This window comes from Actinomycetota bacterium (assembly GCA_019347575.1).
Lineage (GTDB): Bacteria > Actinomycetota > Nitriliruptoria > Nitriliruptorales > Nitriliruptoraceae > JAHWKY01.
Map to the genome: position 1 here is coordinate 101,906 of JAHWKY010000005.1, position 23,926 is coordinate 125,831.

Genomic DNA, 23,926 nt, shown 5'->3' on the forward strand with positions numbered 1-23,926 from the left:
GCGGAGCGTGTGCACGTTGCGGCAGCGCCAGCGCAGGGGCTCGACCGGCCGGTTCGGCGCTCACCACACCCGAAGCGTCGTGGTGCTCGCCGCGCTGGCCCTCAGCGCTGCCCTCGTACCCGCCGGGGCGTTCAGCGCCGACACCCAAGCCGAACTCGATCGCGCCCGAGCCGAACGCCACGCGGTCCAGCAGCGGCTCGATGAGGCCGCCGTGCGTCTCGCGGAACTCGAGGCCCAGACGGCCGTCGTCGAGGACGAGATCAGCGCCCTCCGAGCCGAGCAGGAGCGGTTGGAGCAGCAGATCGCGGTCGCGGGCGAGCGCATCGCCGATCGGGTCCGGGACCTGTACAAGCGCGGCCAGGCCAACGACCCGGTCGTGCTGTTCCTGGCCGGCGAGGAGCCGACGGCCGCGCTCGAGGGCGCGGCCATGATCCGCCATCTGATCTCCGGCGACGAGGTCGTGTCGGAGGTCGCGCGATCCGACCGCACCCAGCTCGCCGCGGTCCAGGCTCAGGTCGAGCAGCGCTCCGCAGAACTCCTGGGGCTCCGCGACGAGCAGGCCGCCGCCCTCGAGCGGCTCAACGCCGACCTCGAGGCCGCGCAGGCCTTGGAGTCACGGCTCGAGTCGCAGCGCGCAGCCGAGATCGCCGAGGCACAGCGTCGTGCTGAGGAGGAGGCGCGTCGTCGCGCTGCTGAGGCCGAAGCCGCGGTCCGGGCGAACGGTGGCTACGCGTGTCCGCTGGCACGACCGCACTCGTTCACCGACACATGGGGCGCGCCCCGCTCCGGGGGCCGCGGCCACAAGGGCGTGGACATGCTCGCGCCCCGTGGCACGCCCGTTCTCGCCATCGTCGGCGGCACCGCCGACATCCGCAGCTACAGCGGCCTCGCCGGCAACTGGATCATCCTGCACGGCGTCGACGGCGACAGCTACTACTACATCCACCTCGACGGCTACGCCGTGGGCGACGGGGCGCGGGTCTCCGCTGGTCAGGTCATCGGGTACAACGGCGACACCGGCAACGCGCGAGGTACCCCCCACCTGCACTTCGAACACCACCCCGGTGGTGGTGGCGCCGTCAACCCGTACCCGCTGGTCAAGCGGCTCTGCGGCTGACGTGACGTGCCCTCACCCGCCCGCTCTTCCCGCGCACTGCTGGTCGTCGGCCACGGCAGCCGCGTGCCCGACGTCGTCCCCGAGATGGAGACGCTCGTAGGGCACCTGCGCTCCCGGGTCGAAGCGACCGTCGCCGCCGGCTGGCTCGACCTCGTCGATCCGGCGGCGCTGGACGTCGGTCGTCAGCTGATCGCGGACGGCATCGCGCGGATCGTGCTCGCGCCGTTGCTGCTGTTCGAGGCGTTCCACGCCCGGGTCGATCTGCCGTCGCTCGCCGAGGCCCTGCGTGGCGTCGATCCGCGCGCGAGGATCAGCCTCGCGCGCCACCTCGGGCTCGACGCTCGGCTCATCCGTCTCGCGGTCGGACGGATCGAGTCGGTCGCGGATCCGGCCGACGCGCTGCTCGTCGTGTCGTCAGGGTCCAGCGACCCCGACGCACAGGCGAGCGCCGCGACGGCGGCACGGATGATCGCCGAACGCACCGGTCACGCGCACGTGCAGCACGCCTTCGCCTCGTCCGCCGACCCCACGGTCCCGGACGCGGCCGCGGCACTCGCGGCAGCCGGTGTCCCCCGCGTCGCGTTGTTCTCCTGGAGCCTCCTGGCCGGCCAGCTGGTGGAGGCATCGCGTCGGGCCGCAGCAGCGGCGCTGGATCCACACGGCGTGGCGCTGGTGGACGCGGGACGGCTCGGACCTGACCCGGTGGTCGCGGACGTGCTCTCGGATCGCTACCACGACGCGGCCTGACGTCCGTCACGCCTCGACGAGTCCCACTGGCTCGCCACCATCGAGGACGGCGCGGACGTTGCTGAAGCAGCGGTCGAGGATGCGTCCCACCGACTCGGCCGTGGCCCCAGCCACGTGGGGCGTGAACGTGGTGCGGGGCGCGTCGAGGAGCGGGTGATCCTCGGGCGGGGGCTCGACGGAGTAGACGTCGACGGCCGCGCCGTGGAGGTGCTTGTCGTAGAGCGCGCGCGTCAGGGCCTGCTCGTCGACGATGCCACCCCGCGCGGCGTTGACCACCACGGCGGACGGCTTCATCGACGCCAGCCGGTCGCCGTCCAGCAGGCTGCGGGTGTCGGGCGTGAGCGCGATGACGAGGACGAGGACGTCGGCACCGGCGATGAGCTCGTCCAGGGCCAGGTAGCGCATGCCCAGCTCTGCCTCGAGTTCCTCGGGGCGTCGGTGGCGGGACCAGTACGTCACGTCGGTCTCGAACGCGCGGAAGCGCGGCACCGCGGCCCGTCCGATGTCGCCCATCCCGACGATGCCCACGGTCTTACCCGCCAGCTCGTAGCGGACGTGCCCGAGCTGCTCGAAGCGTCCCTCGCGCAGAGCACGGTCGCCGGCGGTGAGGTCCCGCAGGGCGGCGATGGCTCCGTACACGCACCACTCGGCTACCGCCGTCGCGTTCAGGCCGCCGCAGGCAGCGACCGGGATCCCCGCGTCGGCACACGCCGCGACGTCGACGCTGTCCACGCCAGCAGCGGGTACCTGCACGAGGTCGCACGTTCCGGTCAGGGCGTCCACGATCTCGCCCTCGATCCGGTGCGTCCCGGTCCAATCAGCGAGACAGATGCGTGCGCCGCGCGCGGCTTCGACGGGGTCGACGCCATCGGCGACCGCGATGACGTCGGCGCTGGGGAAGGTTGACTCGAGCGCCGCGGCGGGCAGCGGTGCCAGCACCGCGATCCGCTCCAAGGCCGAACCTCCCGGTCTGACGGGTCAGCGGTTCGCAACCGCGCTCCGTGGGTGGCACGCTACCGGCGCAACGACGCCGCGGGGGAACGCGGCCGACGACGCGCGAGAGGCGGACGCAACCCATGGTCCCACGCCCGACATCGACCTCGACCGACGACGCCCCGAAGTCCACCGAGGTGTTGTCGTCGGTCGTCGTGCGGTTCGCCGGCGATTCCGGTGACGGCATGCAGCTCACCGGCGACCGGTTCACCGCCGAGAGCGCCGCTGCTGGCAACGACCTGGCGACGCTGCCCGACTTCCCGGCCGAGATCCGCGCTCCCGCCGGCACCCTCGCGGGCGTGTCGTCGTTCCAGCTGCACTTCAGCGACCACGACATCCACACGCCGGGCGACCGTCCCGATGTGCTGGTCGCGATGAACCCGGCCGCGCTGCAGAAGAACCTCGGTGACCTCGACCGGGGCGCCACCATCATCGTGAACAAGGATGGGTTCTCGGCCGGCAACCTCAAGAAGGCCGGCTACGACACCGACCCCCTCGAGGACGGAACGCTCGACGGTTACCACGTGCACATCGTCGCGATCACCGACCTGACGACGCGTGCGCTGGAGGACTTCATAGAGCAGGGCGCGTTGACCAACAAGGAGGCACAGCGCGCCAAGAACATGTTCGCGCTCGGGCTCGTCTCCTGGATGTTCTCCCGCGACATCGACCTGACCGTCGCGTGGCTCGAGAAGAAGTTCGCGGCCAACGCCTCGGTCGCCCAGGCCAACGTGACCGCGCTCAAGACCGGTTACCACTACGGCGAGACCGCCGAGGTGTTCACCCACCGCTACAGCGTGGGGCCGGCCACGCTCCCGCCGGGGCGCTACCGCAACATCACCGGCAACCAGGCGTTGGCGTACGGCTTGGTCGCGGCGAGTCTGCGATCCAACCTGTCGCTGTTCTACGGCAGCTACCCGATCACGCCAGCCAGCGACATCCTCCACGAGCTGTCCAAGCTCAAGCACTACGACGTGCGCACGTTCCAGGCCGAGGACGAGATCGCCGCGGTGGGCTCGACCCTCGGGGCGGCGTTCGGTGGGGCGCTGGCGGTCACGGCCTCGTCGGGTCCCGGCATCGCACTCAAGGCCGAGACGATGGGTCTGGGTGTCGTGGTCGAGCTGCCCATGGTCGTGGTCAACGTGCAGCGGGGTGGTCCCTCCACGGGGCTGCCGACCAAGACCGAGCAGGCTGATCTGCTCCAGGTGCTGTACGGCCGCAACGGCGAGTCACCGCTGCCGGTCGTGGCCGCGCAGAGCCCGTCGGACTGCTTCTTCGCCGCGATCGAGGCAGCGCGCATCGCGCTCAAGTACCGCACCCCGGTCGTGCTCCTCTCCGACGGCTACCTCGCCAACTCCGCCGAGCCGTGGATGCTGCCTGACGTGACCGCGTTGCCCGACATCTCGGTCGAGTTCGCCACCGAACCCAACGGGCCCGATGGCGAGTTCCTGCCCTTCCTGCGGGACGAGGACACGCTCGCCCGTCCATGGGCCATCCCCGGAACGCCCGGTCTGGCGCACCGGATCGGCGGCCTCGAGAAGCAGGACGTGACCGGCAACATCAGCTACGACCCCGCCAACCACCACCGCATGACCGAGCTGCGGCAGGCCAAGATCGAGGGGATCGCCGCCGACGTCCCGCCGCTCGAGATCGAGGGCGACGAGGACGCCGAGCTGCTGGTGCTGGGTTGGGGTTCGAGCTACGGCCCCATCCGCGCCGCCGTCCAGCGTGTCCGTGAGGCCGGCCACAAGGTGGCACGAGCCCACCTGCGCCACCTCAACCCGATGCCGCTGAACCTGGGGGAGGTGCTCGAGCGGTTCCCGAAGGTGCTGCTGCCCGAGCTGAACATGGGGCAGTTGCGGTTGCTGCTGCGGGCGCGTTACCTCAAGGACGTGCGGGGCTACAACCGGGTGACCGGGTTGCCGTTCCGCGCCGCGGAGCTCGAAGCCGAGATCCTGCGCTACCTGGGTGCTCAAGCAGCGAAGCGGTAGCACGACAAGGGTGCTCAAGCAGCGAAGCGGTAGCACGACAAGGGTGCTCAAGCAGCGAAGCGGTAGCACGACAAGGGAAGAGGGTGCAGCGTGACCGAAGCGACGAAGCTGACCAAGAAGGACTTCACCTCCGATCAGGAGGTGCGGTGGTGCCCGGGCTGCGGGGACTACGCCATCCTCGCGACGGTGCAGTCGCTGCTGCCCGACCTCGGGGTCACGCCGGAGAACACGGTGTTCATCTCCGGCATCGGCTGCTCGAGCCGGTTCCCCTACTACATGAACACCTACGGCTTCCACTCGATCCACGGCCGCGCCCCGGCCATCGCATCCGGCCTCAGCATCACCCGCCCCGACCTCGATGTGTGGGTCATCACGGGGGACGGCGACGGCCTGTCGATCGGCGGGAACCACCTGATCCACGCCCTGCGCCGCAACGTCAACCTCAAGATCCTGCTGTTCAACAACGAGATCTACGGTCTCACCAAGGGCCAGTACTCGCCGACGTCCCGCGTCGGGATGGTGGCGAAGTCGACGCCGATGGGCTCGATCGACCACCCGCTGAACCCGATCAGCCTCGCCCTGGGTGCGGAGGCGGGCTTCGTCGCCCGGACCATCGACATCGACCGCAAGCACCTGACCGAGGTACTCCACGCGGCGCACGAGCACCACGGCGCGGCGTTCATCGAGATCTACCAGAACTGCATCGTGTTCAACGACGACGCCTTCACGCTGGTCACGGATCGTGAGACGAAGGTGTTCAACCAGATCCGGCTCGCGCACGGCGAGCCGATCACGTTCGGTCCGGATGGGCAGAAGGCGGTGGTGCGACGCGAAGACGGGTCGCTCGAGATCGCCGACACCGCCGGCGCCGGCGACCACATCGTCCGCCACGACGCCCACGCCGAGGATCCGACACTGGCGTTCGCCCTGAGCCGACTCAGCCACAACCCGGACCGGCCGACGCCGTTCGGCATCTTCCGCCAGGTCGAGCGCCCCACCTACGAGGACCAGCTCCACCAGCAGATCGACCACGCCCAGCAGCAGCGCGGCAGCGTCGACCTGCGACGCTTGCTCGAATCCGGCAACGTGTGGGAGGTCGGGGCGAGCTGATCGGGACAGGCGCCGCGGTGGACGCCGAGGACAGCGGCTGGGCCGACCTCCTCGCCGCCATCGGCGAGCTGCCGCGGTTGCTGGCGGACGTTCCCGATCACGAGCGCCCCGAGGGGATGCGCTACCTGCTGCGCTTCCTCGCCGCCGGGATCCGGATCTGCATCGAAGCCGACGACGCTGATGCCCCGATGCTCACGCGTAGCATCGAGCACCGCATGTCGTGGGGTCTGGACAACCCCGATACGACCTACCTGTACACGCGTCTCGATCCTGGTGGCCGCTACCGGCTGCGCGGCACCCGGGGTAGCGCACGTCACCTCGAGATCCAGGTCAACACCGGCCACCAGGGCGATGGCGACTTCGCGGGGTGGCAAGCGACGTGGTGGCGCTCGGGGGACGATCTCGACGATCCCATCGACATCGAGATCCCGCCCACCGAGGACGCATCGTTCCTCCTCGTGCGCCAGTACTTCTCCGACTGGATGACGGAGGAGCCGGCGACCTTGGACATCGGCCGCGTCGACACGACCCTGCCCCCGGCACCACTCGACGCGCTCACGCTCGCCGCGCGGCTGGACCTGTTGCGTCAGTGGCTGCGCACCGGCGGAGCGTGCTGGGACCAGCTCGCCCGCGGGCTGCTCGGATCGCTCCCGGAGGAGTCATCGGTCTGGGAGGTGCAGCCGTTCCTGCCTCCTGAGGGTGCGTCGGGGCTCAAGGGCCAGGCGTACGGCATGGGGCCGTGGACGTGCGCTCCGGACGAGGCCGTGATCGTCGAGCTCGAACCGCCACACTCGCGGTACTGGAGCGTGTCGTTGTGCGACCGCTTCTGGCAGTCGATCGACTTCGCCCAGCGCCAGTCGTCGCTCAACGACAGCCAGGCGGAGCCAGGCGCCGACGGCCGCTACGTCTTCGTGATCTCGCACGGGGATCCCCGCGTCGCCAACTGGCTCGATCCGGGCAACCGAACGGCGGGGACGATCGCGGTCCGCTACCTCTTCCCGGAGGGCGATCGGGTCCCGCCCGTCCGGCTGCGACGTCTCCCGCGGCAGGCGCTCGAGGAGCACCTGTCCGCGGATGAGCCGCGGGTGGACACCGACGAACGCCAGCGACGGCTGCGCGAGCGGCAGGCCGCGGTCGCCGCGCGGTTGAGGTGGTGACGTGACGACCGCACGGTTCGTGGTGGGGACGGGGCGGTGCGGCTCGACGCTGCTGTCGCGGATGCTCGACGAGCACCGCCACGTGGTCAGCATCCACGAGTTCTTCACAGGGCTGGACTGGAACACGCGGTTCGCCGAGGGGGACGTCACCGGTGACGGCTTCGCGCAGCTCCTCGCGTACGAGCAGGTTGTCAACAGCCACCTGCTGCGACTGGGCTACCGCGCCCCCGAGATCGTCTACCCCTTCGACCGCCCCGGCGTGCGCTGGCAGCCGGGCGATCCGATGCCGTGGCTGGCGAACTCGATGCTGCCGCGACTCAGCGACGATCCCGATGCGCTCTACGACCGCATGCTGGCGTGGGCTCACGATGCCCCTCCTCGTCCCCTGACGGAGCACTACCCGGCCCTGTTCGGATGGCTGGCCGAGCAGGCCGGTGGCTCGGTCTGGGTCGAGCGCTCCGGAGCGTCGATCGAGTACCTCGGCGAGCTCGCACGCGTCTTCCCCGGGGCGCGCTTCGTGCACCTGCACCGCGACGGGCTCGAGGCCGCCCTGTCCATGCGGGCCCACCCGTTCTTCCGCACGGGGATGGCGCTGATGTTCCAGCAGGTCCCGGCGGAGGTCGCTGATACGGGCGACGTGGGCGCCATCCTCACGTACGCGGCCGAGCACGTGCCGTCCTACGCGACGGCGGGGCGCTACTGGTCCGACCAGGTCCTGCGCGGCTACGCCGCGCTGCCAGCCATCGATGCCGACCGTTGGCTCGACGTGCGTTTCGAGGATCTGCTCGGGTCGCCCGAGAGGGAACTCGAACTCATCGCGACGTTCCTCGAGCTCCCGCCCGACGACGGCTTCGCGCTACGTGCTGCCGCCCTGCTCGACGCCCCGCCGGAGCTGCGCGCCCCGGGCCTGTCCGACGGCGACCGCACCGAGCTCGCCACCGCGTGCCGCCCCGGCCAGATCCTCCTCGGCCGCGCGACGTGAACGAGCCCAGGGCGCCAGCGGCGGTGACGGAAACACGCGTGGATGCGCGTTTCTGTCGGGCCGCGGCGCCTTGGTCGCGTTGGCGGTGACGGAAACACGCGTGGATGCGCGTTTCCGTCAGGGCGGCCCTCGCTACCGGGGTCAGTCGCGCCCCGTGGGCCAGGGCAGCTCCACCGAGGAGAACGGCACCGAGCCCTCCGGCATCCCGGCCGCGTTCTCGTCGTGCTCGAGGCATGGTTCCGATGGGGACACGAGCGCGGCGACGTAGACGACCTGGGCCCCCAACGCGGCCAGACCAGCGGTCACGAGCCCGACGTCGGCGGGAAGCGGCAGGCTGGTGGGGATCACCGCCCCGACGACCCACGCCAGTTGGAACCACGTCTCGGTCCGGGTGAACGCGAGCCCGCGGTCGGCGGGGCGCACCGCGGACTGCAGCAGCCCGTCGAAGGCGAACTTGGCGGTGCCCCAGCTGAGTCCAGCCATGGCCGCGAGCCCCGCCGCCGCCCCGAGCCCGAACCACTGAGCCGCGATGAACGCTGCCGCAGCTTCGAGCGCCAGGCCGGCGAGGACCATCGGCTCCTCCCGCAGGGTGCGTTCGAGGAACGGCGAGATCAGCGAGGCGAGACCGAAGCCCAGTCCCCCCGCGGCGAGCAGAGCACCGAACTCGGCGGCCGCTGCGTCGGCGTCGCGGAACGCGAACGCCAGAAGCAGCAGCAGGAAGCCGTTGAGAAGGCGCACTCCCGCGGTCGCGAACTGCGCGAGCCGTACGCTGCGCGGCAGGTCGAGGTCCCGGAAGATGCCTCCCGTCAAGGCGGGGTCGTCGACCGCGATGTCACCGGGTTCAGGTGAGGGCAGCCGCCGCCCGGCGAGCGCGGCTACCGAGAACGCCACGGCGGCCAACACGAGCGCCCCTCCGGGGCCGATGAGCATCAACGCCAAGACCCCCAGGGGGACCACGACCGCGCCGGCGAGTACGCCGATCTGTGCCATCCGGGCGTTGGCCGCGACGAGGGCCGTGGGTTCGCCGAGCGCGACGGGGAGGAGCGCGTTGCGGCTGATCCCGTGGGCGCGCGACAGTACGAGCAGGCCGAACGCCAGAGGGAACAGCCACAGCCCGTCCGTCCTCGGGATCATCAGGACGGCGAGGGCCGTGCGGATGGCAGCCGACCAGACGAGGCTCAGCCGGTAGGCGGTCGGCCGTCGCGTCAGGAGCAGTCCCAGGAAGGGTCCGATGATGGCGAACGGTGCGACCGTCAGGACGAGGTACAACGCGACGTTGCCGCGCGCCTCGCTGCTGGGAACCGAGAAGAACAGCGTGCCCGCCAGAGCCAGAGCCACGAGCGTGTCGCCGGCGGTGCTCGCCGCGTGGGCGACACCGAGGTCGCGGAACGCCGGCCCGCCGGTGGCGAACAGCGACGACACGTACCGGTTGATCGCGCGCCCCGTCGCCCGTCCCATGCGCGCGGCGAGGCCGGCATCCTCAGGTGGTCCAGGAGGCGTCGGGTGGGTCACGCTCCGACGCTACCAGCGGCGGGGTGGACGCCATCACAGCGTCGGCATGTCGCGCGGTAGCTGGTCGGGAAGACCTGCACATCGAGGCGCCGACCGCAGCGGCCACAGAAGCGCGGAGGATCGAGGCTGGCCTCGTCGAGGCAGTCCTCGTGGGTCTCACCGCCCGCGCGTCGCCCCCCTCCACAGACGGTGCAGAACCGGCCCTCGTCCACGACTCAGACGAGACCCTGTAACGCGCGGACCGGCACGTCGAGATCGGCGAGCATCTGCACGTCCTGCTGTGGTGTCCGACCCAGCGTGGTGAGGTAGTTGCCGATGATCATCCCGTTGACGCCACCGAGGATGCCGGCACCCTGCAGTTCGCGCAGGGTGATCTCGCGCCCTCCCGCGTACCGCAGCAGCGTCCACGGGAGCACCAACCGGAACAGCGCGATGGTGTGCAGCGCCGCGCGTGCGCTCAGCGGGGTGCGGTCGGCGAGGGGGGTTCCGGGTCGGGGGTTGAGGAAGTTCAGCGGGGTCTCGGTGGGCCGGAACTCCGCGAGTTCGAGCGCTAGCTCGGCCCGCTGCGCGGCGGTCTCTCCCATGCCGACGATGCCACCGGAGCAGACCTCCATCCCGTTCGCGCGGACCCGCTGCAGCGTTGCCCAGCGCTCCTCCCAGGGGTGGCTCGTCACGACGTTGGGGTAGAAGCTGCGAGCGGCCTCGAGGTTGTGGTTGTACTTGTGGACCCCGGCGCTGGCCAGCGTCGCCGCCTGGGTGTCCGTGAGGATGCCGGCGCTGACGGCGACATCCATCGAGGTTTGTTCGTGCACCGCGGCCACGAGCTGGCAGATGTTGGCCATGAGTCGCTCGTCGGGCCCCCGGACCGCGTAGACGATGCAGAACTCGGTCGCCCCGCTCGCCTGCGCCTCGCGCGCAGCCGGGATGATCTCGTCCACCCTCAGCAGTGGCTGGGGCTTCACGAGCGTCGGGAACACCGACGACTGTGAGCAGAAGGCGCAGTCCTCGGGGCACCCGCCGGTCTTGCCCGACACGATCGACTCGAGCGAGACCTGATCTCCGGTCCACGCCACGCGGACGCGGTGGGCCAGCTCGAGCAGCGCGTCCAGGGTCGTTCCGGCGCCGTACGGGGCGTCGATGTCCAGCGCAGCCACGGCGTGTGCGAGGTCCTCGCCGATGGTGTCGCGTTGCGTCAGCAGACGGCGTTCGAGCTCGTTCAACAGCGCGGCGGTGTCCAGCGAGTCCTCCCGGACCGAAGGTGACGTGCCGGAGCGTAGGTCAGGCGCGGACGAGCCCGAAGCTCCGTGGTCGCGAACGTCACCGGAGTTCCGTCAGCGAGGACTCAGCGGCGGTACTGGAACTCCCCCGGCTGGGCCGATCCCGGCACCACCAGGAACCGTGCGGTGGGTTCCAGCGTCCGATCCTCCTCCGGGAGTGCCTCGTTCGCGGGCAGCCTCGCCTGGACCAGCCGTGGGCCGTGCACGTCGTTGCGCATCACGTGCAACGGGGCGCGGAAACGTCCGTCGGGCCCGGTCGTCAGCTGGAAGGTCCCCAGGCCGGGCTCCCAACCCAGGATGACCTCGGCGTTCGCGGGGAACCCGTCTCCCTGGACGAACGTGACGAACCCGGGTGGGCCCAGCGGCGGGAACAGCTCGATCGCCGGGATGACGCGGATCGTGGCGACCGCCTCGCGTTCGGTCGCGGTGTTGCAGCGCTGACACGCCCTGACCTCGTACTCGCCCGCGGGCAGGCTCGGGGTCAGGAAGGCCTGCTGCATCGCCGTCGTGCCCTGGAAGGAAGGCGAGTCAGGGGCGAGCACCGCGACCTCGACGTCGCCCACGAACAGGTTGAGCTGCACGTCGTGGTCCCAACCCGTACCCCGCGCCACGGTCTCGGCCCCGGGCTGGTTCAGTGCTGGCGCGACCTGCAACGACGGTAGGACGGTGAAGATGACCTCCGCCGACACCTCGTTGGGGGTGCCGCACTGCTGACAGGCTCGGATGGCGTAGGGATCGGCCACCACATCGGGGATGTTGATGTCGACGTCGAACGCCCCCGTGGAACTGATCGTGGTGTTGGCATCGATCACGACCACCGTGTCGCCGTCGAAGTCGATCTGGAGGTCTTCGTTGCGGTTCCACCCCGCCCCGCTGACCGTCGTCGTCGTACCCCCGACACCGCTCGTGGGGTCGGCGAAGATCGAGACGGGCGCTACCGTGAACGTCGCCGCGGCGATGATCCGGTTGGTGTTGCAGTTCGTCGCGTTGGGCGGTGTGCGCTGACACGCGACCACGCGGTAGCGGCCCGGTGGCCGTGTCGGCACGTCGAAGGCCAGCTCCCAGGTGGTGTTGGTGGTCCACGGGGCCGCGCCGGCATCCGCGGGGAACGCGCCCACCACGTCACCGTCGAACAGCAGGAGCACGCCCTCCTGTTCGCCAGGGTTCGGGTTCAGTGCCTCGGGGCGGTCGAAGCCGGTAGCGGACGCTGTGACCTGCAAGCCCGTGGGACCTGCTCCCGGGTCGAGCTCAAGCGTCGCGAGGACCTCCAGGGGAACCTGCTGGATGAGCTCGCGGCGGAACTGGCTCGCCTCGATGAGGTACTCGGCGGCCGGCAGGGCCGGGATCACGAAGTCGGCGCTGAAGCCGCTGCGGCCGACCTTCCGCAACGCTCCCTGCGGCGTGAGGTTCTTGACGGCATCGTACGGGGCGGGGAGGGCCCCGCCGTTCGCGAGTCGGATCTCGAACGCGAACCGCGCGTCCAGGTCCCAGCCGGTGCCGGAGAGCGTGAACCGGTCCGCTGCCGCGCCTCGGCTAGGGGCGATGTCGAGCGTGGGGATGATCAAGAAGTCGGCTTCGGCATTGAGCTGGCCGAACTGGCTCGCCTCGACCTTGTAGCCGCTGACGCTGGGGTCGGCGGGGAGGTCGGGGACGTCGAACGTGCCGGTGAACGCGTCGTCACCGAGCCAGCGCAGGTTCTCGACCAGTAGCGGCTCGCCCTCCCTCTCGCTCGGGTGACGGAAGCGGAAGGTCACCTGATCCGTGTTCCGCTCGTGCGCCTCCCGGCTGAAGCCTCGGCCGTCGATGGTGATGGTCGAGCCGACCGTGTCGCTGTCGGGCGTGAGGGTGATCGATACATGCGAGGTGCTCAGCGCAGGCACCGCGAGCGGCCACAGCAGCAGCAGCGCCCACGGCAGGACGAGCAGACGTGCGCGTCGTCCGCCTGTCAGCATGCGCGTTCCCCCAGCGACCGGAACCGCCTCCGCCCCGTTGTCGACGGTCAGGTTAGCGCTGTCTGCCGGGTCGATGGCCGACTCTGCCCCCCGGGGCCAGTCCGGTTGCGCAGATGGGCAGTCCGTTGTGTCCGGACGCAGGAAAAGGCAGCGGAAACGGGATCGGGTCGGCACACTATGGTCCGCGTCGGTACGCCGACGGGCGCGTGCGTCCGACGGGACGCGGGGAGAAGGTCGTCGATGAGTGCTGGGGGTCGTTGGGGGGCCACACGGCTCTTGCTCGTGCTGGCCCTTGCTGCGGGCGCCCTCACGACGTCGCCGCCACCGGCCACTGCGGCGCCCTACGTGCTCATCGATTCGTTCGAGGACGGCCCCGACGGCGATCCGGGCGACGGGATCTGCGACACGCCCGAGCCGGGTCTTCGCTGTTCGATGCGTGCCGCTCTCATGGAGATCACGGCTCGCGCTGCACTCGGCCTGCCTTACCCCCGCGAGTTGTTTCCGCTCCCAGGGATCTACGTTCTGGACAGGCATCCCGACGATCACGGCGAACCTGGCGAGGAGCGCGATGGCTCCGACGGCGATCTCGACGCCAAGGGCGTTGAGTTCACCCTGCGCCTGTTCCCGGGCGAGACGGGGGCGATCGAGATCCGCGGGAGCGCCGTCGGGGCGACCACGAGCTTGGTGGACGACCGCCTGCTGGACTTCGACTCGGACCACCCGATCCGCCTCGAGGACGTCGTTCTACGACACGGTGCCGCGCGGCGCGGCACCGGCGAGACGGACCACTGGGGGGCGTCCGGCGGCGCGATCCGCCACCTCGGCGGTTCGTTGACCTTGGTCAACAGCTCCATCCAGCAGAACGCAACGCTCCAGGACGGATGGGGAGGGGGACTCGCGGCCAGGGACGCGCACGTGACGCTCACGGATGTGACCTTCAGCGATAACCGCACTGAAGGGGGGTCAGGGGGTGCACTAGCGTTCGAGCGCGTGAGGCTGGCGGCTCCCGACGCACGGGCCAGGATGACGGTCGGCGACAGCGGCTTCGAACGCAACACGGCGGTCGTCGGTGATGGCGGGGCGATCGCCGTGATGGCACCGAACGGCAGCGTGCACATCGGCGGAAGTTCGTTCCGCGACAACACCGCACCCGCGGGTGACGGCGGTGCCATCCACATCGGGCGTGTCTCCGAAGCCGAGATCTCGGGAACCACGTTCGTCACCAACTCGGCAGCCGTCGACGCCGGCGGTCGCGGTGGTGCGGTGCGGTTGCTCGAGATGGTGGATGCGACCTCCACCGCACGCGTTCACAACAGCAGCTTCGAGGGCAACACCGCCAACGTCGGCGGCGGCTTGTCCGCAGGGTCGTCAGGAGCATCGAACCACTTGGAGATCACCGGCTCGTTCTTCGGATCGAACCGTGCGCTGGCGCCAGCCACTCCTCCGGGGACCTCGTTCCCTGAAGGGCCGCCGACGTGTGCGTGCGGAGGCGCGATCGCCGCAGAGGGCCCTGGCACGCTCACGGTCACCGACACGTCTCTGTTCGGGAACCACGCTGGGACCATCGGAGCGCTGGTCGGCGCCGGCGGAGGCATCTACGTCGAGGGAACCGATCTGGCCGTCAGAGGGGTCGGGAAGAGATGTCCGGACGCTCCGGCACCCGGTGAGCAGCCCTGCGGCACCGCTGAGGCGAACATCGCTGGCAACGCCGGAGGCGGGGTGTTCGCCAGGACGAACCACGCGCAGCTGTCCGATGCCATCATCGGCGATCCCGACCCGAGCCGAAGCCCGCACACGGGGAACCAGGCGGGCCGGTTCGGTGGTGGCTTGGTGCTACTTCAGCAGCCGGATGCCAACGTCCCGGCGACCCTCACCCGGATGACGATCGCGGGCAACCGCGCAGGCACCGGCGGAGGTCTGGTCACGGGCCGCGATGTCAACGTCAACACCAGCACCATCGCGGCGAACCTGGCCGACAGCGGCCCAGGTGGAGCGATCTTCCAGGCGGAGGGCGCGCTCACGCTCACGAGGTCACACGTGCGAGGCCGAGGACTCCCCTCAGACAACGACGCTGCGGGAGACGGTGGAGGTATCGCACAACGGTGCCAGGCTCCTGAAGCCCGCGTCAGCTGCGAGCCGGCCGTGTTCGACGGCGCCTACACGTCGGACCGGCCGTTGGCGCTCCGGGTCGTCGACTCCACGATCCGCGACGTGAAAGCGGGCGCATCGGGCGGGGCGATCGCGCTCGAGGAGGGGACCGCCACCGTGGAGCGTACGGTCGTATCGCGCGCGCGGGCCACCACTCGTGGGGGCGGAGTCGCGGTCAACCGTACTGGTGTCGAGTTGAACGCCACTGAGGTCTCCATCGAGGACAGCCAGGTGGCCGGACCGAGCGGGACGGGCGGGACGGGGGCCGGACTGGCCCTCCAACCGGGCTCCACGACCTCCCTCGTGCGCACGGCCGTGCTGAGGAACGAAAGCGCTGGCACCGGAGGCGGGATCAGCGTCACGGGTCGAGCCACGCTCGTGACGGAGAACGTGACGATCTCCGCCAACACCGCGGCTGGGAACGGCGGAGGTCTCTACGCGAGGACCCGGGTGCCGCCAGCACCTCCAGCGGAGCTCGTCGCGCCGCACATCCGGCTGCGCCACACGGCTGTGGCCTTCAACCACAGCACAGGAGGGGCAGCTGCTGGCCTGTTTGTGGACAACGCAGCGGTCGCTCTGGATCGCAGCTACATCGCGACGAACCGCGGCAGGGCGTGCACCTGGCGCAACCTGCTCGGTGTCCGTGTGGAGGCGTTCGCCTCGGTCTACGACGAAGACGAGAACCAGGACTTCCGCAGCGATGGCTTCGGGATCCAGAGCTGCGAGGAGGTGTTCACGGACCTGGGTGGCCTGGATGACGATCTCCGACCCCCACTGCGACTCGGGTTCCTGCTCGTGCCCGAGGAGTCTGTCGGGCTCAACGCACTGCGGCACAACGGTGGCCGCTCCCTGACGCACTCCCTCCGGCTGCAGTCGGCGCTGATCGACCTGAACCCCAACTGGCATCCCGATAGCTACCGCTTCCGGCGCCCCGACGGCAGTGTCAACGTGCCGTCGGAACTCACGCAGGTGCTCCTGGATGCAGTTGGAGGCGATGCATCGAAGCTGCCACCACTGAAGCCGCTGACGGAGGGCGGAGGGTCGACTTCCGGGGTGGCCCGTTGTCCGGTGCTTGCCTCCGACCCGGACCTCGACCAGCGCTCGTTCGATCGGCCGGTCGACGGTGACGGAGACGGCCGGTCCTGCGTCGATGTGGGTCCGTACGAGTTCGTGCAAGGTGTGCAGATCGAGGAAGGGGGCGACGCTGCGGAGGTTGGCCCGAACGGGCGCGAGGTCGGCCAGTTCGTGATCGAACGAGGGGGGGACCTCACCAAGGCGCTCGACGTCGATTACGTCGTGACGGGCACAGCCACGGCGGGCAAGGACTACAGGCCGTTGCCCGGCACCCTCACGTTCCAGCCGGGGGAGACCCATCGCGTCCTGTCGGTTGTGCCTCTCGCAGACGACGAGGTCGAGGAACCCGAGACGGTCACGATCACGCTCCTCAACCGGCTCAAGTACTCGTTGGGCCGGCAATCACGCGCGACGATCCAGATCCTCGATGCCGACCCCGGCGTCACGGTCACGGCCTCCGACCCCACCGCCAGCGAGGTTGGCGACGACACCGGCGAGTTCACGTTCGCCCGGGGTGGCGTCCTCGACGCTCCCCTCGAGATCTTCTTCCGGGTGGGCGGGACCGCTTCCGCGGGGCTGGACTACGAGGCCCTTCCGACGACCGTGATCATCCCTGCCGGCGAGTCCGAGACCTCCCTCTTCATCCGTCCCATCCCCGACGAGGACGAGGATCAAGGCGAGACCATCACCGTCGAGATCGAGCCCGACCCCGCCTACGTGATCGGCAACCCGTCATCGGCCTTGGTCACGATCGAGGACGCCGAGCCGGTCGTGATCCGCATCGAAGGCGAGGACCGTATCCAGACCGCCATCGCGGTCTCGAAGGCCACCGTGGCCGACGGCGGGGCGAGCGCGGTGGTGCTGGCGAGGGCCGATCTGTTCCCGGACGCGCTCGCTGGCGGACCGCTCGCGCAGGCGGTCGGTGGCCCGATGCTGCTGACTCCCCCGGATGGCCTCGACGAGCGCGTTGCTGACGAGATCGAACGGCTCGGCGTGGACGTCGTCTACCTGCTCGGCGGCGAGTCGGCCCTGTCGCGCCAGGTCGCGCGTGATCTGGTCGCGCTCGGGGTTCAGAGGGTTGAGCGTTTCGGTGGCGAGGACCGGTTCGCGACCGCGGCGCTGATCGCCGCCGAGGTCATCGGGGACGGCACGCTCGCCTACATCGTCGAGGGGCTGAACGCGGACCCCGCAAGGGGCTGGCCCGACGCGGTGTCCGCCTCGGGCCTGGCGTCTGCGGAGCAGCGCCCGATCCTGCTGGTGACGACCGACACGATGCCGGCGGCGACGCGTGACGCTATCCGCGATCTCGGCATCACCCAGGTGCGGATCGTCGGTGGGCCCGTCGCGGTCTCCCTGGCGGTCGAACGCCACCTCGAGCGTGACCTCGATCTGGGCCTCGTGCGGCTCGCCGGACAGGACCGGTATGAGACCTCGAGGGTCGTCGCCGAGCTCGCCGCCGCCTCGGGCTTGAACCCGCAAGCCACCTGGCTCGCGACCGGCGCGAAGTTCCCCGACGCACTGGTCGCCGGACCGGCCGCCGCCGCCACTGGCGGCGTCCTCCTCCTCGTCCACGAGTCCGACCTCGCCCGCTCCGAGGCCACCGAGCAGTGGCTCCGATCACGCCCCCTCCCCGGCCTCGTCGTCCGCCTCGTCGGTGGCCCCGGCGCCATCTCCACCGCCGTCGAGAACACCATCCGAGCGATGATCACCCGCTAGTCCTCCACCTGACTGAGGTGAGGCGGTCGGCTCCATCCCGTCGCGGGCAGGTGCGCAGCCTGCTCCCAGGGAACCCGCGCCGGCGCTGGTTTCCGCTTCGCTCGGAAACCAGCGCGCGGACGACGGGTTCCCCATGCCGCGTCGCTGCGCTCGCGGGGGACCGTCGAGGAGCCGCGCAGCCGCGCGGGAGGGCTCGGGAAGCGCGGGAGACCCAGCGGGTAGGGGCGAGAGGGACGAACCGGCGTCAGCCGGTGGGCGTCTCCTCGGGCTCCGGTTCGACCGGTGCGGTCGGCTGGAGGTTGCCGCCGAAGTACGCCCCGGCGCCGCAGTCGGTCTCACCCTCGGCCGGCAGCTCGCAGGTGATCTCGAGGATCAGCTCCTGCTCGGCCAGGAAGACCAGCGGCGTGATGAAGTGGTAGTCGAGGTCGCGGAAGTTCTCCATCGACTCGATCAGCAGGATCTGGTCCCCGCGCCGGACCTGTAGCTCGCCCGCGTGGCCGTTGGGGTTCTGGAAGACCACGTCGGTGATGGTCAGGATGTTGTCCTCCGGGACCACGAAGATGCTCTCACGCGCGGCTGCCGGCGGGGCGGCCACGGCGAGGCGGACGTCGAAGTTCGTCGGCGAGGGGAACGTCGGTGGTGCGATGTCGCCACCGAGCCGCTCGACCTCCGACGCTACGGCCGCTAGTTGCTGCTCCAGTTCCTCGGCCTTGGCCGCTGCGGCGCCTGCCGCTGCCGCGGCCGCGGCGGCTTCGGTGCTCTCGGCCACCGGCGCGACCGCCTCGACCGCGCGCTCCTGGGCGGCGGTCTCGATGGTCGGCTTGAGCAGGAAGAACCACAGCGCCCCGAGCAGCACGGCTCCCACCAGGAGCCAGCGCAGGAGGCGTGGGAGGAAGTTGGGGAGCGTGCTCTCCTGGAGGAACGAGCCGTTCAGCGAGTGCGGCTCCTGGCCCTCCGGGGCGACGACGACCTCGAACAGGCGGGTCATCGGCGGGCCGCGCCAGTATCGCTTGCGCGCTTCCACGCCCAGCTTGGCGAACGCCGCCATGCCCGGTTCGATCGTCAAGCTCTCGGGCTTCACGGTGAAGGTGAGCAGGTCCTCGCTGTCGACCGCCGTGATCTCGGCCGTGATGCGGCTGTTGCCCCGGTTGTCGATCGCGACCTCGTGCCTGCCGCGCTTCTTGCCGCGCGAGGTCCGTGGCAGCAGTTCAGCGAACACGTCGGTGAAGCCCGCCACCTGCAGCGTGCCCTCGACGACGACGCTGTCCTCAGGGAACTCCTTGGAGGCGACCTTGACGCCGAAGGGGACCTCGCCGGACTCGATGTCGTGCGTCCGGGGGACCTTGAAGATGACGGTGGTCTCGCCCTCGCCGTCCGGGAACAGCCGTAGCGGCGCCGGTGTGATCGTGGCGAAGGGTGCGAGGTCTCCGACGATGGTGAAGTCGAACTCGTCGACCACGTCGCCGATGTTCTTGACGCGTACGACAACGCTGGTCTCGCCGCCCGGATCCACGACGAGACGCGTCTGAGTTAGAGATGCACTGGCGCCCACGGCGCGGGAGCGTAGGCCACGGGGCGACCGGATGGAAGCACTCTCATCCGCGTCTCGGCCAGCACCTCGGGCACTCGCGCTTGCCCGTGGGGGCACCGGTGCGACACGGGCGGTGCCCTGCATACTCCACAGCGCCGCCGGGCAACGAGGGGCAGGGAACGCAACGATGGGGTGGTCAGCGCATCCGGCAACGGACGCTTGGGCCGACGCGATGGTCGAGCTCGAGGTGCTCGTACCCGATGAGGTCGCTGCGGACGCTTGCGCCGTGTGTGGGCGCCTGCCCGCCGCCCCCGTGCGCTTCACCGCGCTCGAGGGTTACCTGCTGCTCTTCCGTCGCCGCAGTCTGGCCCGTCGACTGTGCCGCAGCTGTGCCGTCGGGGCGTTCCGGGAGCACCAGGCGAGGACGTGGGCGCGAGGGTTCTGGGGGGTACCCGCGCTGCTGATCGCGCCGTTCGTGCTGCTGGCGAACCTGCGACGGCTCCGGGCTTGCCTGTGGCAGCTCGAGCCGCCACGGCCGACCGGAGCCGCGGTGGAACCGGGGCTGCGAGGCCGACCCGTGTGGGCCCGCCCGGGTCCATGGGTGCCGGTCGCGGTCGCGCTCATCGCAGTCGGTGCGGTGTACGCGATCACCGCCTCCAGGGTGACGGTCGACGGACTCGAGGTGGGGGAGTGCTTCGACGCCCCGGCCGGTACGAGCTTCGGGCCGGGTACCGGGACGGTGATCGTCGAGCCGCTGCCGTGCCTCGAGCCCCACCTGCACCAGGTCGCAGCGCGTCACGACCACCCCGCGGCCCAAGGTGCCCGCTACCCGGGCCTGCTGGACCTCGACGAGGAGGCGTTCGCGCGGTGCATCGAAGCGGTTCCTCCTGAGGTCGGTGAGGCGATCGACCGCGCCCTCGGCGTGGTCTACCCCTCGCCGCGCGCGTGGGAGCGCGGCGAGCGCACGGTGACGTGCATCGTGAGCTCGCGGACGGGGCCGGTGGTGGGCTCGCTGATCGAGTAGTCGGCTGCCCTTCGGGGCAGCGTTGAGCGCTCGTTGAGCGCGTGCGGAACGTCGACCGGGATAGTGGCGCTGCCCGGAAGGGCCGGGCACGAATCGATCCTGGGGGAAACATGACGACCCGAACCGGGGGTGAGGTCACGACCGGCACGCCGGTCTACGTCTACGCAGCGGATCCGGTGTCCGAAGCGGGCATCGTCTCCGCGCTGCGCGAACAGAGCGACATCAGTGTCGTTCCCGAGGCCGAGATCGATGATGCCGAGGTGGCGCTGGTCATCGCGGACGAGGTCGACGACGCCACCGTCCGGGTGATCCGGGCGTTGCAGCGCAACTCCTGTCCGCGGGTGATCCTCGTGGTCACCCACGTCGACGACGGCGGGTTGTTCGCCGCGGTTGAGGCCGGTGTCACGGGATTGCTGCGTCGCGCGGAGGCGGACGGCACCCGGCTCGCCGAAGCGATCCGAACCGCCTCGGCAGGTGACGGCACGATGCCCAGCGACCTGCTCGGTCGCCTGCTCGAGCAGATCCATCACATCCAGAACCACGTCCTCGAACCTCGGGGTCTGCACTTCACGGGCCTGACCGACCGCGAGGTCGCGGTCCTGCGCCTGGTGGCAGATGGTTGCGACACGGCCGAGATCGCGCAGACGCTGTCGTACTCCGAGCGCACGGTCAAGAACGTGATCCAGGGTGTGACCAGCCGCCTCAACCTGCGGAACCGGTCGCACGCCGTGGCCTACGCCCTGCGGCAAGGGCTCATATAGGCGACGCCGCATCCGCGTCGTCGATCCGGGGATCCCATGTCGCACGCCGCCGAGAGCGCGGTCTCGGCGGCTCGCGGCGCAAGGGGACCGTGGGCACTGCTACGGGTATAGGCGCCGCGGGGCGGTCCCGGTCAGCCGGAACCCGCCCCGCGCCCCGCTTCCTCGAGGGCGGCCTCGACCATGGCGAACGAGTTGCGGTCGGCGTTGGCGACAGCCGCGCCGACCCTCACCTCGATGTCGACACCAGAGAGGGCCTCAGGGCGGTGTGGCGAGTCGAGGGCCTCGCGTAGGCGCGCGGTCGCCCGATGCGCGAGATCGGCACCCCCGCCGGTGAGGACGGCGACGAACCTGTCACCCCCCCAGCGCACCGCCAGGTCCGTATCGCGCAGCACGCGCCCCAGCGCCTCCGCGACGTACACGAGCGCGAGGTCGCCGGTCCCCTCGCCATGGGCGTCGTTGAGCCCGCCCATGTCCTGCACGTCCACCGACAGCACGACCAGCGGCGCCGTGTCTCCGCGCTCGTCGCGTTCGCGGAGCACGGCCTCGAGGTAGCGGCGGTTGTGCAGCAGGGTGAGCGGGTCACGGTCGGTGTCGTCGACGGCGACGCGCAGACGCGTCACCAGCTGACGCGTCACCGCTTGCGTCCTCTCGAGGTGCGACATGAGCTGCTCCGCCGCCGTGGCCAGGAACGGCTCGTTGGGGTGCTCCCGGAGGGGCATGGGAGCCGCGAGCGGGTGGTCCGAGGGTGCCGATGCAGCGTGATCGAGGATGCCCTCGATCCGTCGGCGGACGTCGCCGGGCAGGTCGCCGAAGGGCCCGAGGAGGCGTCGGGCCTCGTCGAGAGCCTGGTGGCGGCGGAAGGTCCAGTCTCCCACGAAGGCGAGGTTCGGCCCGGTTTCGCTGCGGCGGCGGTCGCGGCTCACGAGGGCCGCGCAGAGCCGAGCGGAGACCACCACCAGCGTCCACTCCGTGGCGACGTCGCCGTCGACGGTACGTGCGATTACGCCATCGGGAACCGCCGGGGCGGCGTCGCCGAAAGCGACGACCACGGGGCCCACGGCAGCGAGCCGCGCGTAGCGGTCGTGCTCGGAGGCGAACCATCGGCCGTGCTGGAACACGGCGAGGATCGCCCCTTCCTCGCCGGCTTCGTCGAGCATCAGCGCGACGTCCTCGAGGGCCTGGGTCAGCACCGTCAGGCTGAGGCGGGAGAGGACCCGGGTCCCCGTGTCCAGCAGGCTCACGGCGTCGCCTCCGCTTCCCGATCCATGCGTCCGCTGCCGGGGTGACGCACGCGTCCCTCCTCGTCGAAGAGGTCGGGGTTGATCTCGTAGGCGTCGAAGTCGGCCCAGATCCTCGCGTCGTTCCGGCAGTCGTAGGTGCGGCAGATCGTGGGCCGGTTGGCGTAGACGCCGCAGCTCTTCGACTCCGGATCGCAGTGGACGCACCAGCCGTCCTGCCCCTGGCGGTTCGCGTAGGGGTGCACGAGGTCCCACTGCACCACGCCCTCCAGGACGTCCTGCTCGCTCAGCGGGAAGCGCATCGAGCAACAGGCGGCCTTGCAGAACGGGATCCGGGCCTCGCAGTCGATGTCGGGCAGCTCATCGGGGTCGAGGTCGTACTTGTCCTCCTTCGGTGCGAGGAAGACGCCGAGCCCCGCGTCCTCGAACTGATCCCCGATGGTGTCGCCGATACTGGCGAACCGCTCGTTGGCCTCCTCCTCGGTGACGATGCCCTTGTCGACGAGCAACTGCATCGCCGCCCGCGCCGCGACCGCCGCCTCGAACACGATCCGACCCGAGCGGCGAGCGCGCTCGAAGACGGCCGAGAAGCCCAGGAACAGGTCCGGCTCGTCGAGTTCGGGGAGTTCGGGGCGTTCGGCCTCGGGCGGTACCGCCGTGGGTAGGCCGTTGATCTCGATGATGGGGAACTGGGTCACGCTCGCTCCTTCGCTTCCGACCCGCAAGTTGCCACCCGGGGGTCGCCGACTCAAGGGAAGACCGACGGGGATGTCGGGCGCGCCGAGCTGCCCCTTCGGGCAGGCAGCGGAGCCCCAAGTTCGGCACGGAGGCGGCTGCCCCGGTGGGCGTCGCCCGGTTACGTTGACGACGATGATCCACGATGTCGACGAGTCGCTCAAGGCCCTGATCCGGCGCGATGTGCTGGACGGGGCCGACGTCGACCTGTCCTTCGAGGCGCCCACCAAGGAGTGGGCGGGAAAGCGGCAGCGCCCGACGCTGAGTGTCTTCCTGTACGACTTCCGTGAGGATCTGTCGCGGCGCTTCCACTCGCGCGAGGAAGTACGGAACGAGGCCGGGATCGTCATCGATCGTCCCGGACCGCCGCGCTTCTTCAAGATGAGCTACCTCGTCACCGCGTGGACGGAGCGAGCCGAGGACGAGCACCGCGTGCTGTCAGCCGTGCTGAACCAGTTCATGAAGTCGGACGCGATCCCGGCGGACGTCCTCGTCGGGACGCTGACCGAGTACCCGCGCCACGTCCGGGCCACGATCGCACTGCCGCCGCCACAGGATCGCTCGATCGCTGACATCTGGTCCGCACTGGGCGGCGAGCTCAAGCCGTCGCTCGACCTGGTCATCACCGCGCCCTTCCAACCCGAACGCCACTTCGAGTTCGGTCCGCCGGTCACCGGTGGCATCAGGGCCAAGCTGCTCGACACCGAGCGACGGACCGAGGAGATCAGCAAGCGGCGGGGCGCCGACACCGACGGGGACGGTATCCCCGACGACCTGTCCGGTCCGAGCGAGGAGTTCGCGCTCGAGTTCAGCCCGGAGGGAGAGTCCTCCCGCACCCCGATGGGGACACGCGAGCCGTGA

At 70.4% G+C, this 23,926-nt stretch carries 17 protein-coding genes; 10 read left to right on the plus strand and 7 right to left on the minus strand.

Annotation, left to right across the window (positions count from 1 at the left end; translation table 11 throughout):
* Positions 1-16 precede the first annotated feature (16 nt).
* Positions 17-1,117, plus strand: coding sequence for a peptidoglycan DD-metalloendopeptidase family protein (locus KY469_04660; GenBank protein ID MBW3662373.1), 1,101 nt, complete (start codon positions 17-19; stop codon positions 1,115-1,117).
* A gap of 6 nt (positions 1,118-1,123) precedes the next feature.
* On the plus strand, positions 1,124-1,864 hold the full coding sequence (locus tag KY469_04665; GenBank protein MBW3662374.1) for a sirohydrochlorin chelatase: 741 nt from the start codon (positions 1,124-1,126) through the stop codon (positions 1,862-1,864).
* A gap of 6 nt (positions 1,865-1,870) precedes the next feature.
* On the opposite strand, the gene KY469_04670 is transcribed toward KY469_04665, so the two are convergent.
* Positions 1,871-2,818, minus strand: a complete 948-nt coding sequence (locus KY469_04670; protein ID MBW3662375.1) for a 3-phosphoglycerate dehydrogenase — start codon at positions 2,816-2,818, stop codon at positions 1,871-1,873.
* A gap of 122 nt (positions 2,819-2,940) precedes the next feature.
* Between KY469_04670 and KY469_04675 the strand changes: the two genes are divergently transcribed.
* The 4 genes from KY469_04675 (at position 2,941) to KY469_04690 (ending at position 8,097) form a co-directional block, all read left to right on the plus strand.
* On the plus strand, positions 2,941-4,848 hold the full coding sequence (locus tag KY469_04675) for a 2-oxoacid:acceptor oxidoreductase subunit alpha (GenBank protein MBW3662376.1): 1,908 nt from the start codon (positions 2,941-2,943) through the stop codon (positions 4,846-4,848).
* A gap of 90 nt (positions 4,849-4,938) precedes the next feature.
* Positions 4,939-5,958 carry a 2-oxoacid:ferredoxin oxidoreductase subunit beta gene (locus tag KY469_04680; protein ID MBW3662377.1) on the plus strand — a complete coding sequence of 340 codons (1,020 nt, stop codon included), beginning with the start codon at positions 4,939-4,941 and terminating at the stop codon, positions 5,956-5,958.
* A 17-nt stretch (positions 5,959-5,975) separates the two neighbouring features.
* Positions 5,976-7,115, plus strand: coding sequence for a DUF1214 domain-containing protein (locus KY469_04685; GenBank protein ID MBW3662378.1), 1,140 nt, complete (start codon positions 5,976-5,978; stop codon positions 7,113-7,115).
* Position 7,116: 1 nt separating this feature from the next.
* Complete coding sequence (locus tag KY469_04690; protein ID MBW3662379.1) at positions 7,117-8,097, plus strand: sulfotransferase; 981 nt, start codon at positions 7,117-7,119, stop codon at positions 8,095-8,097.
* 141 nt (positions 8,098-8,238) lie between these two features.
* Here the strand turns inward: KY469_04690 and KY469_04695 are convergent, their stop codons facing one another.
* The 3 genes from KY469_04695 to KY469_04705 form a co-directional block, all read right to left on the minus strand.
* Positions 8,239-9,609, minus strand: coding sequence for an MFS transporter (locus KY469_04695; GenBank protein MBW3662380.1), 1,371 nt, complete (start codon positions 9,607-9,609; stop codon positions 8,239-8,241).
* A 215-nt stretch (positions 9,610-9,824) separates the two neighbouring features.
* On the minus strand, positions 9,825-10,832 hold the full coding sequence (gene bioB / locus KY469_04700) for a biotin synthase BioB (protein MBW3662381.1): 1,008 nt from the start codon (positions 10,830-10,832) through the stop codon (positions 9,825-9,827).
* A gap of 119 nt (positions 10,833-10,951) precedes the next feature.
* Positions 10,952-12,838, minus strand: coding sequence for a hypothetical protein (locus tag KY469_04705; protein MBW3662382.1), 1,887 nt, complete (start codon positions 12,836-12,838; stop codon positions 10,952-10,954).
* Between the two features lie 240 nt (positions 12,839-13,078).
* On the opposite strand from KY469_04705, the gene KY469_04710 reads away from it, so the two are divergent.
* Positions 13,079-17,776, plus strand: a complete 4,698-nt coding sequence (locus KY469_04710) for a cell wall-binding repeat-containing protein (GenBank protein MBW3662383.1) — start codon at positions 13,079-13,081, stop codon at positions 17,774-17,776.
* Between the two features lie 244 nt (positions 17,777-18,020).
* On the opposite strand, the gene KY469_04715 is transcribed toward KY469_04710, so the two are convergent.
* The gene (locus KY469_04715) at positions 18,021-19,289 is read right to left on the minus strand and encodes a hypothetical protein (protein MBW3662384.1); all 1,269 of its coding nucleotides are present in this window, start codon (positions 19,287-19,289) and stop codon (positions 18,021-18,023) included.
* A 205-nt stretch (positions 19,290-19,494) separates the two neighbouring features.
* Here KY469_04715 and KY469_04720 point away from each other — a divergent pair, with 205 nt between their 5' ends.
* Together KY469_04720 and KY469_04725 are read left to right on the plus strand one after the other, a co-directional pair.
* A complete protein-coding gene (locus KY469_04720; GenBank protein MBW3662385.1) occupies positions 19,495-20,331 on the plus strand; it encodes a septum formation family protein in 837 nt (278 codons plus the stop codon).
* A 110-nt stretch (positions 20,332-20,441) separates the two neighbouring features.
* Positions 20,442-21,092 (plus strand): response regulator transcription factor, encoded by a 651-nt coding sequence (locus tag KY469_04725; protein ID MBW3662386.1) that lies wholly within the window; start codon positions 20,442-20,444, stop codon positions 21,090-21,092.
* Between the two features lie 131 nt (positions 21,093-21,223).
* On the opposite strand, the gene KY469_04730 is transcribed toward KY469_04725, so the two are convergent.
* On the minus strand, positions 21,224-22,333 hold the full coding sequence (locus KY469_04730; GenBank protein ID MBW3662387.1) for a diguanylate cyclase: 1,110 nt from the start codon (positions 22,331-22,333) through the stop codon (positions 21,224-21,226).
* Positions 22,330-23,028, minus strand: a complete 699-nt coding sequence (locus KY469_04735) for a YkgJ family cysteine cluster protein (protein ID MBW3662388.1) — start codon at positions 23,026-23,028, stop codon at positions 22,330-22,332. Before KY469_04735 ends, KY469_04730 begins: the two co-directional genes overlap by 4 nt.
* 172 nt (positions 23,029-23,200) lie before the next feature.
* On the opposite strand from KY469_04735, the gene KY469_04740 reads away from it, so the two are divergent.
* Positions 23,201-23,926: a DUF4255 domain-containing protein gene (locus KY469_04740; GenBank protein ID MBW3662389.1), complete on the plus strand. Its 726-nt coding sequence runs from the start codon at positions 23,201-23,203 to the stop codon at positions 23,924-23,926.

Bases quoted from the DNA above. Each gene is read 5' to 3' on its own strand.
- KY469_04675 (MBW3662376.1), top strand. From the start codon at position 2,941: ATGGTCCCACGCCCGACATCGACCTCGACCGACGACGCCCCGAAGTCC.
- KY469_04705 (MBW3662382.1), bottom strand. From the start codon at position 12,838: ATGCTGACAGGCGGACGACGCGCACGTCTGCTCGTCCTGCCGTGGGCG.
- KY469_04710 (MBW3662383.1), top strand. From the start codon at position 13,079: ATGAGTGCTGGGGGTCGTTGGGGGGCCACACGGCTCTTGCTCGTGCTG.
- KY469_04720 (MBW3662385.1), top strand. From the start codon at position 19,495: ATGGGGTGGTCAGCGCATCCGGCAACGGACGCTTGGGCCGACGCGATG.
- KY469_04725 (MBW3662386.1), top strand. From the start codon at position 20,442: ATGACGACCCGAACCGGGGGTGAGGTCACGACCGGCACGCCGGTCTAC.
- KY469_04740 (MBW3662389.1), top strand. From the start codon at position 23,201: ATGATCCACGATGTCGACGAGTCGCTCAAGGCCCTGATCCGGCGCGAT.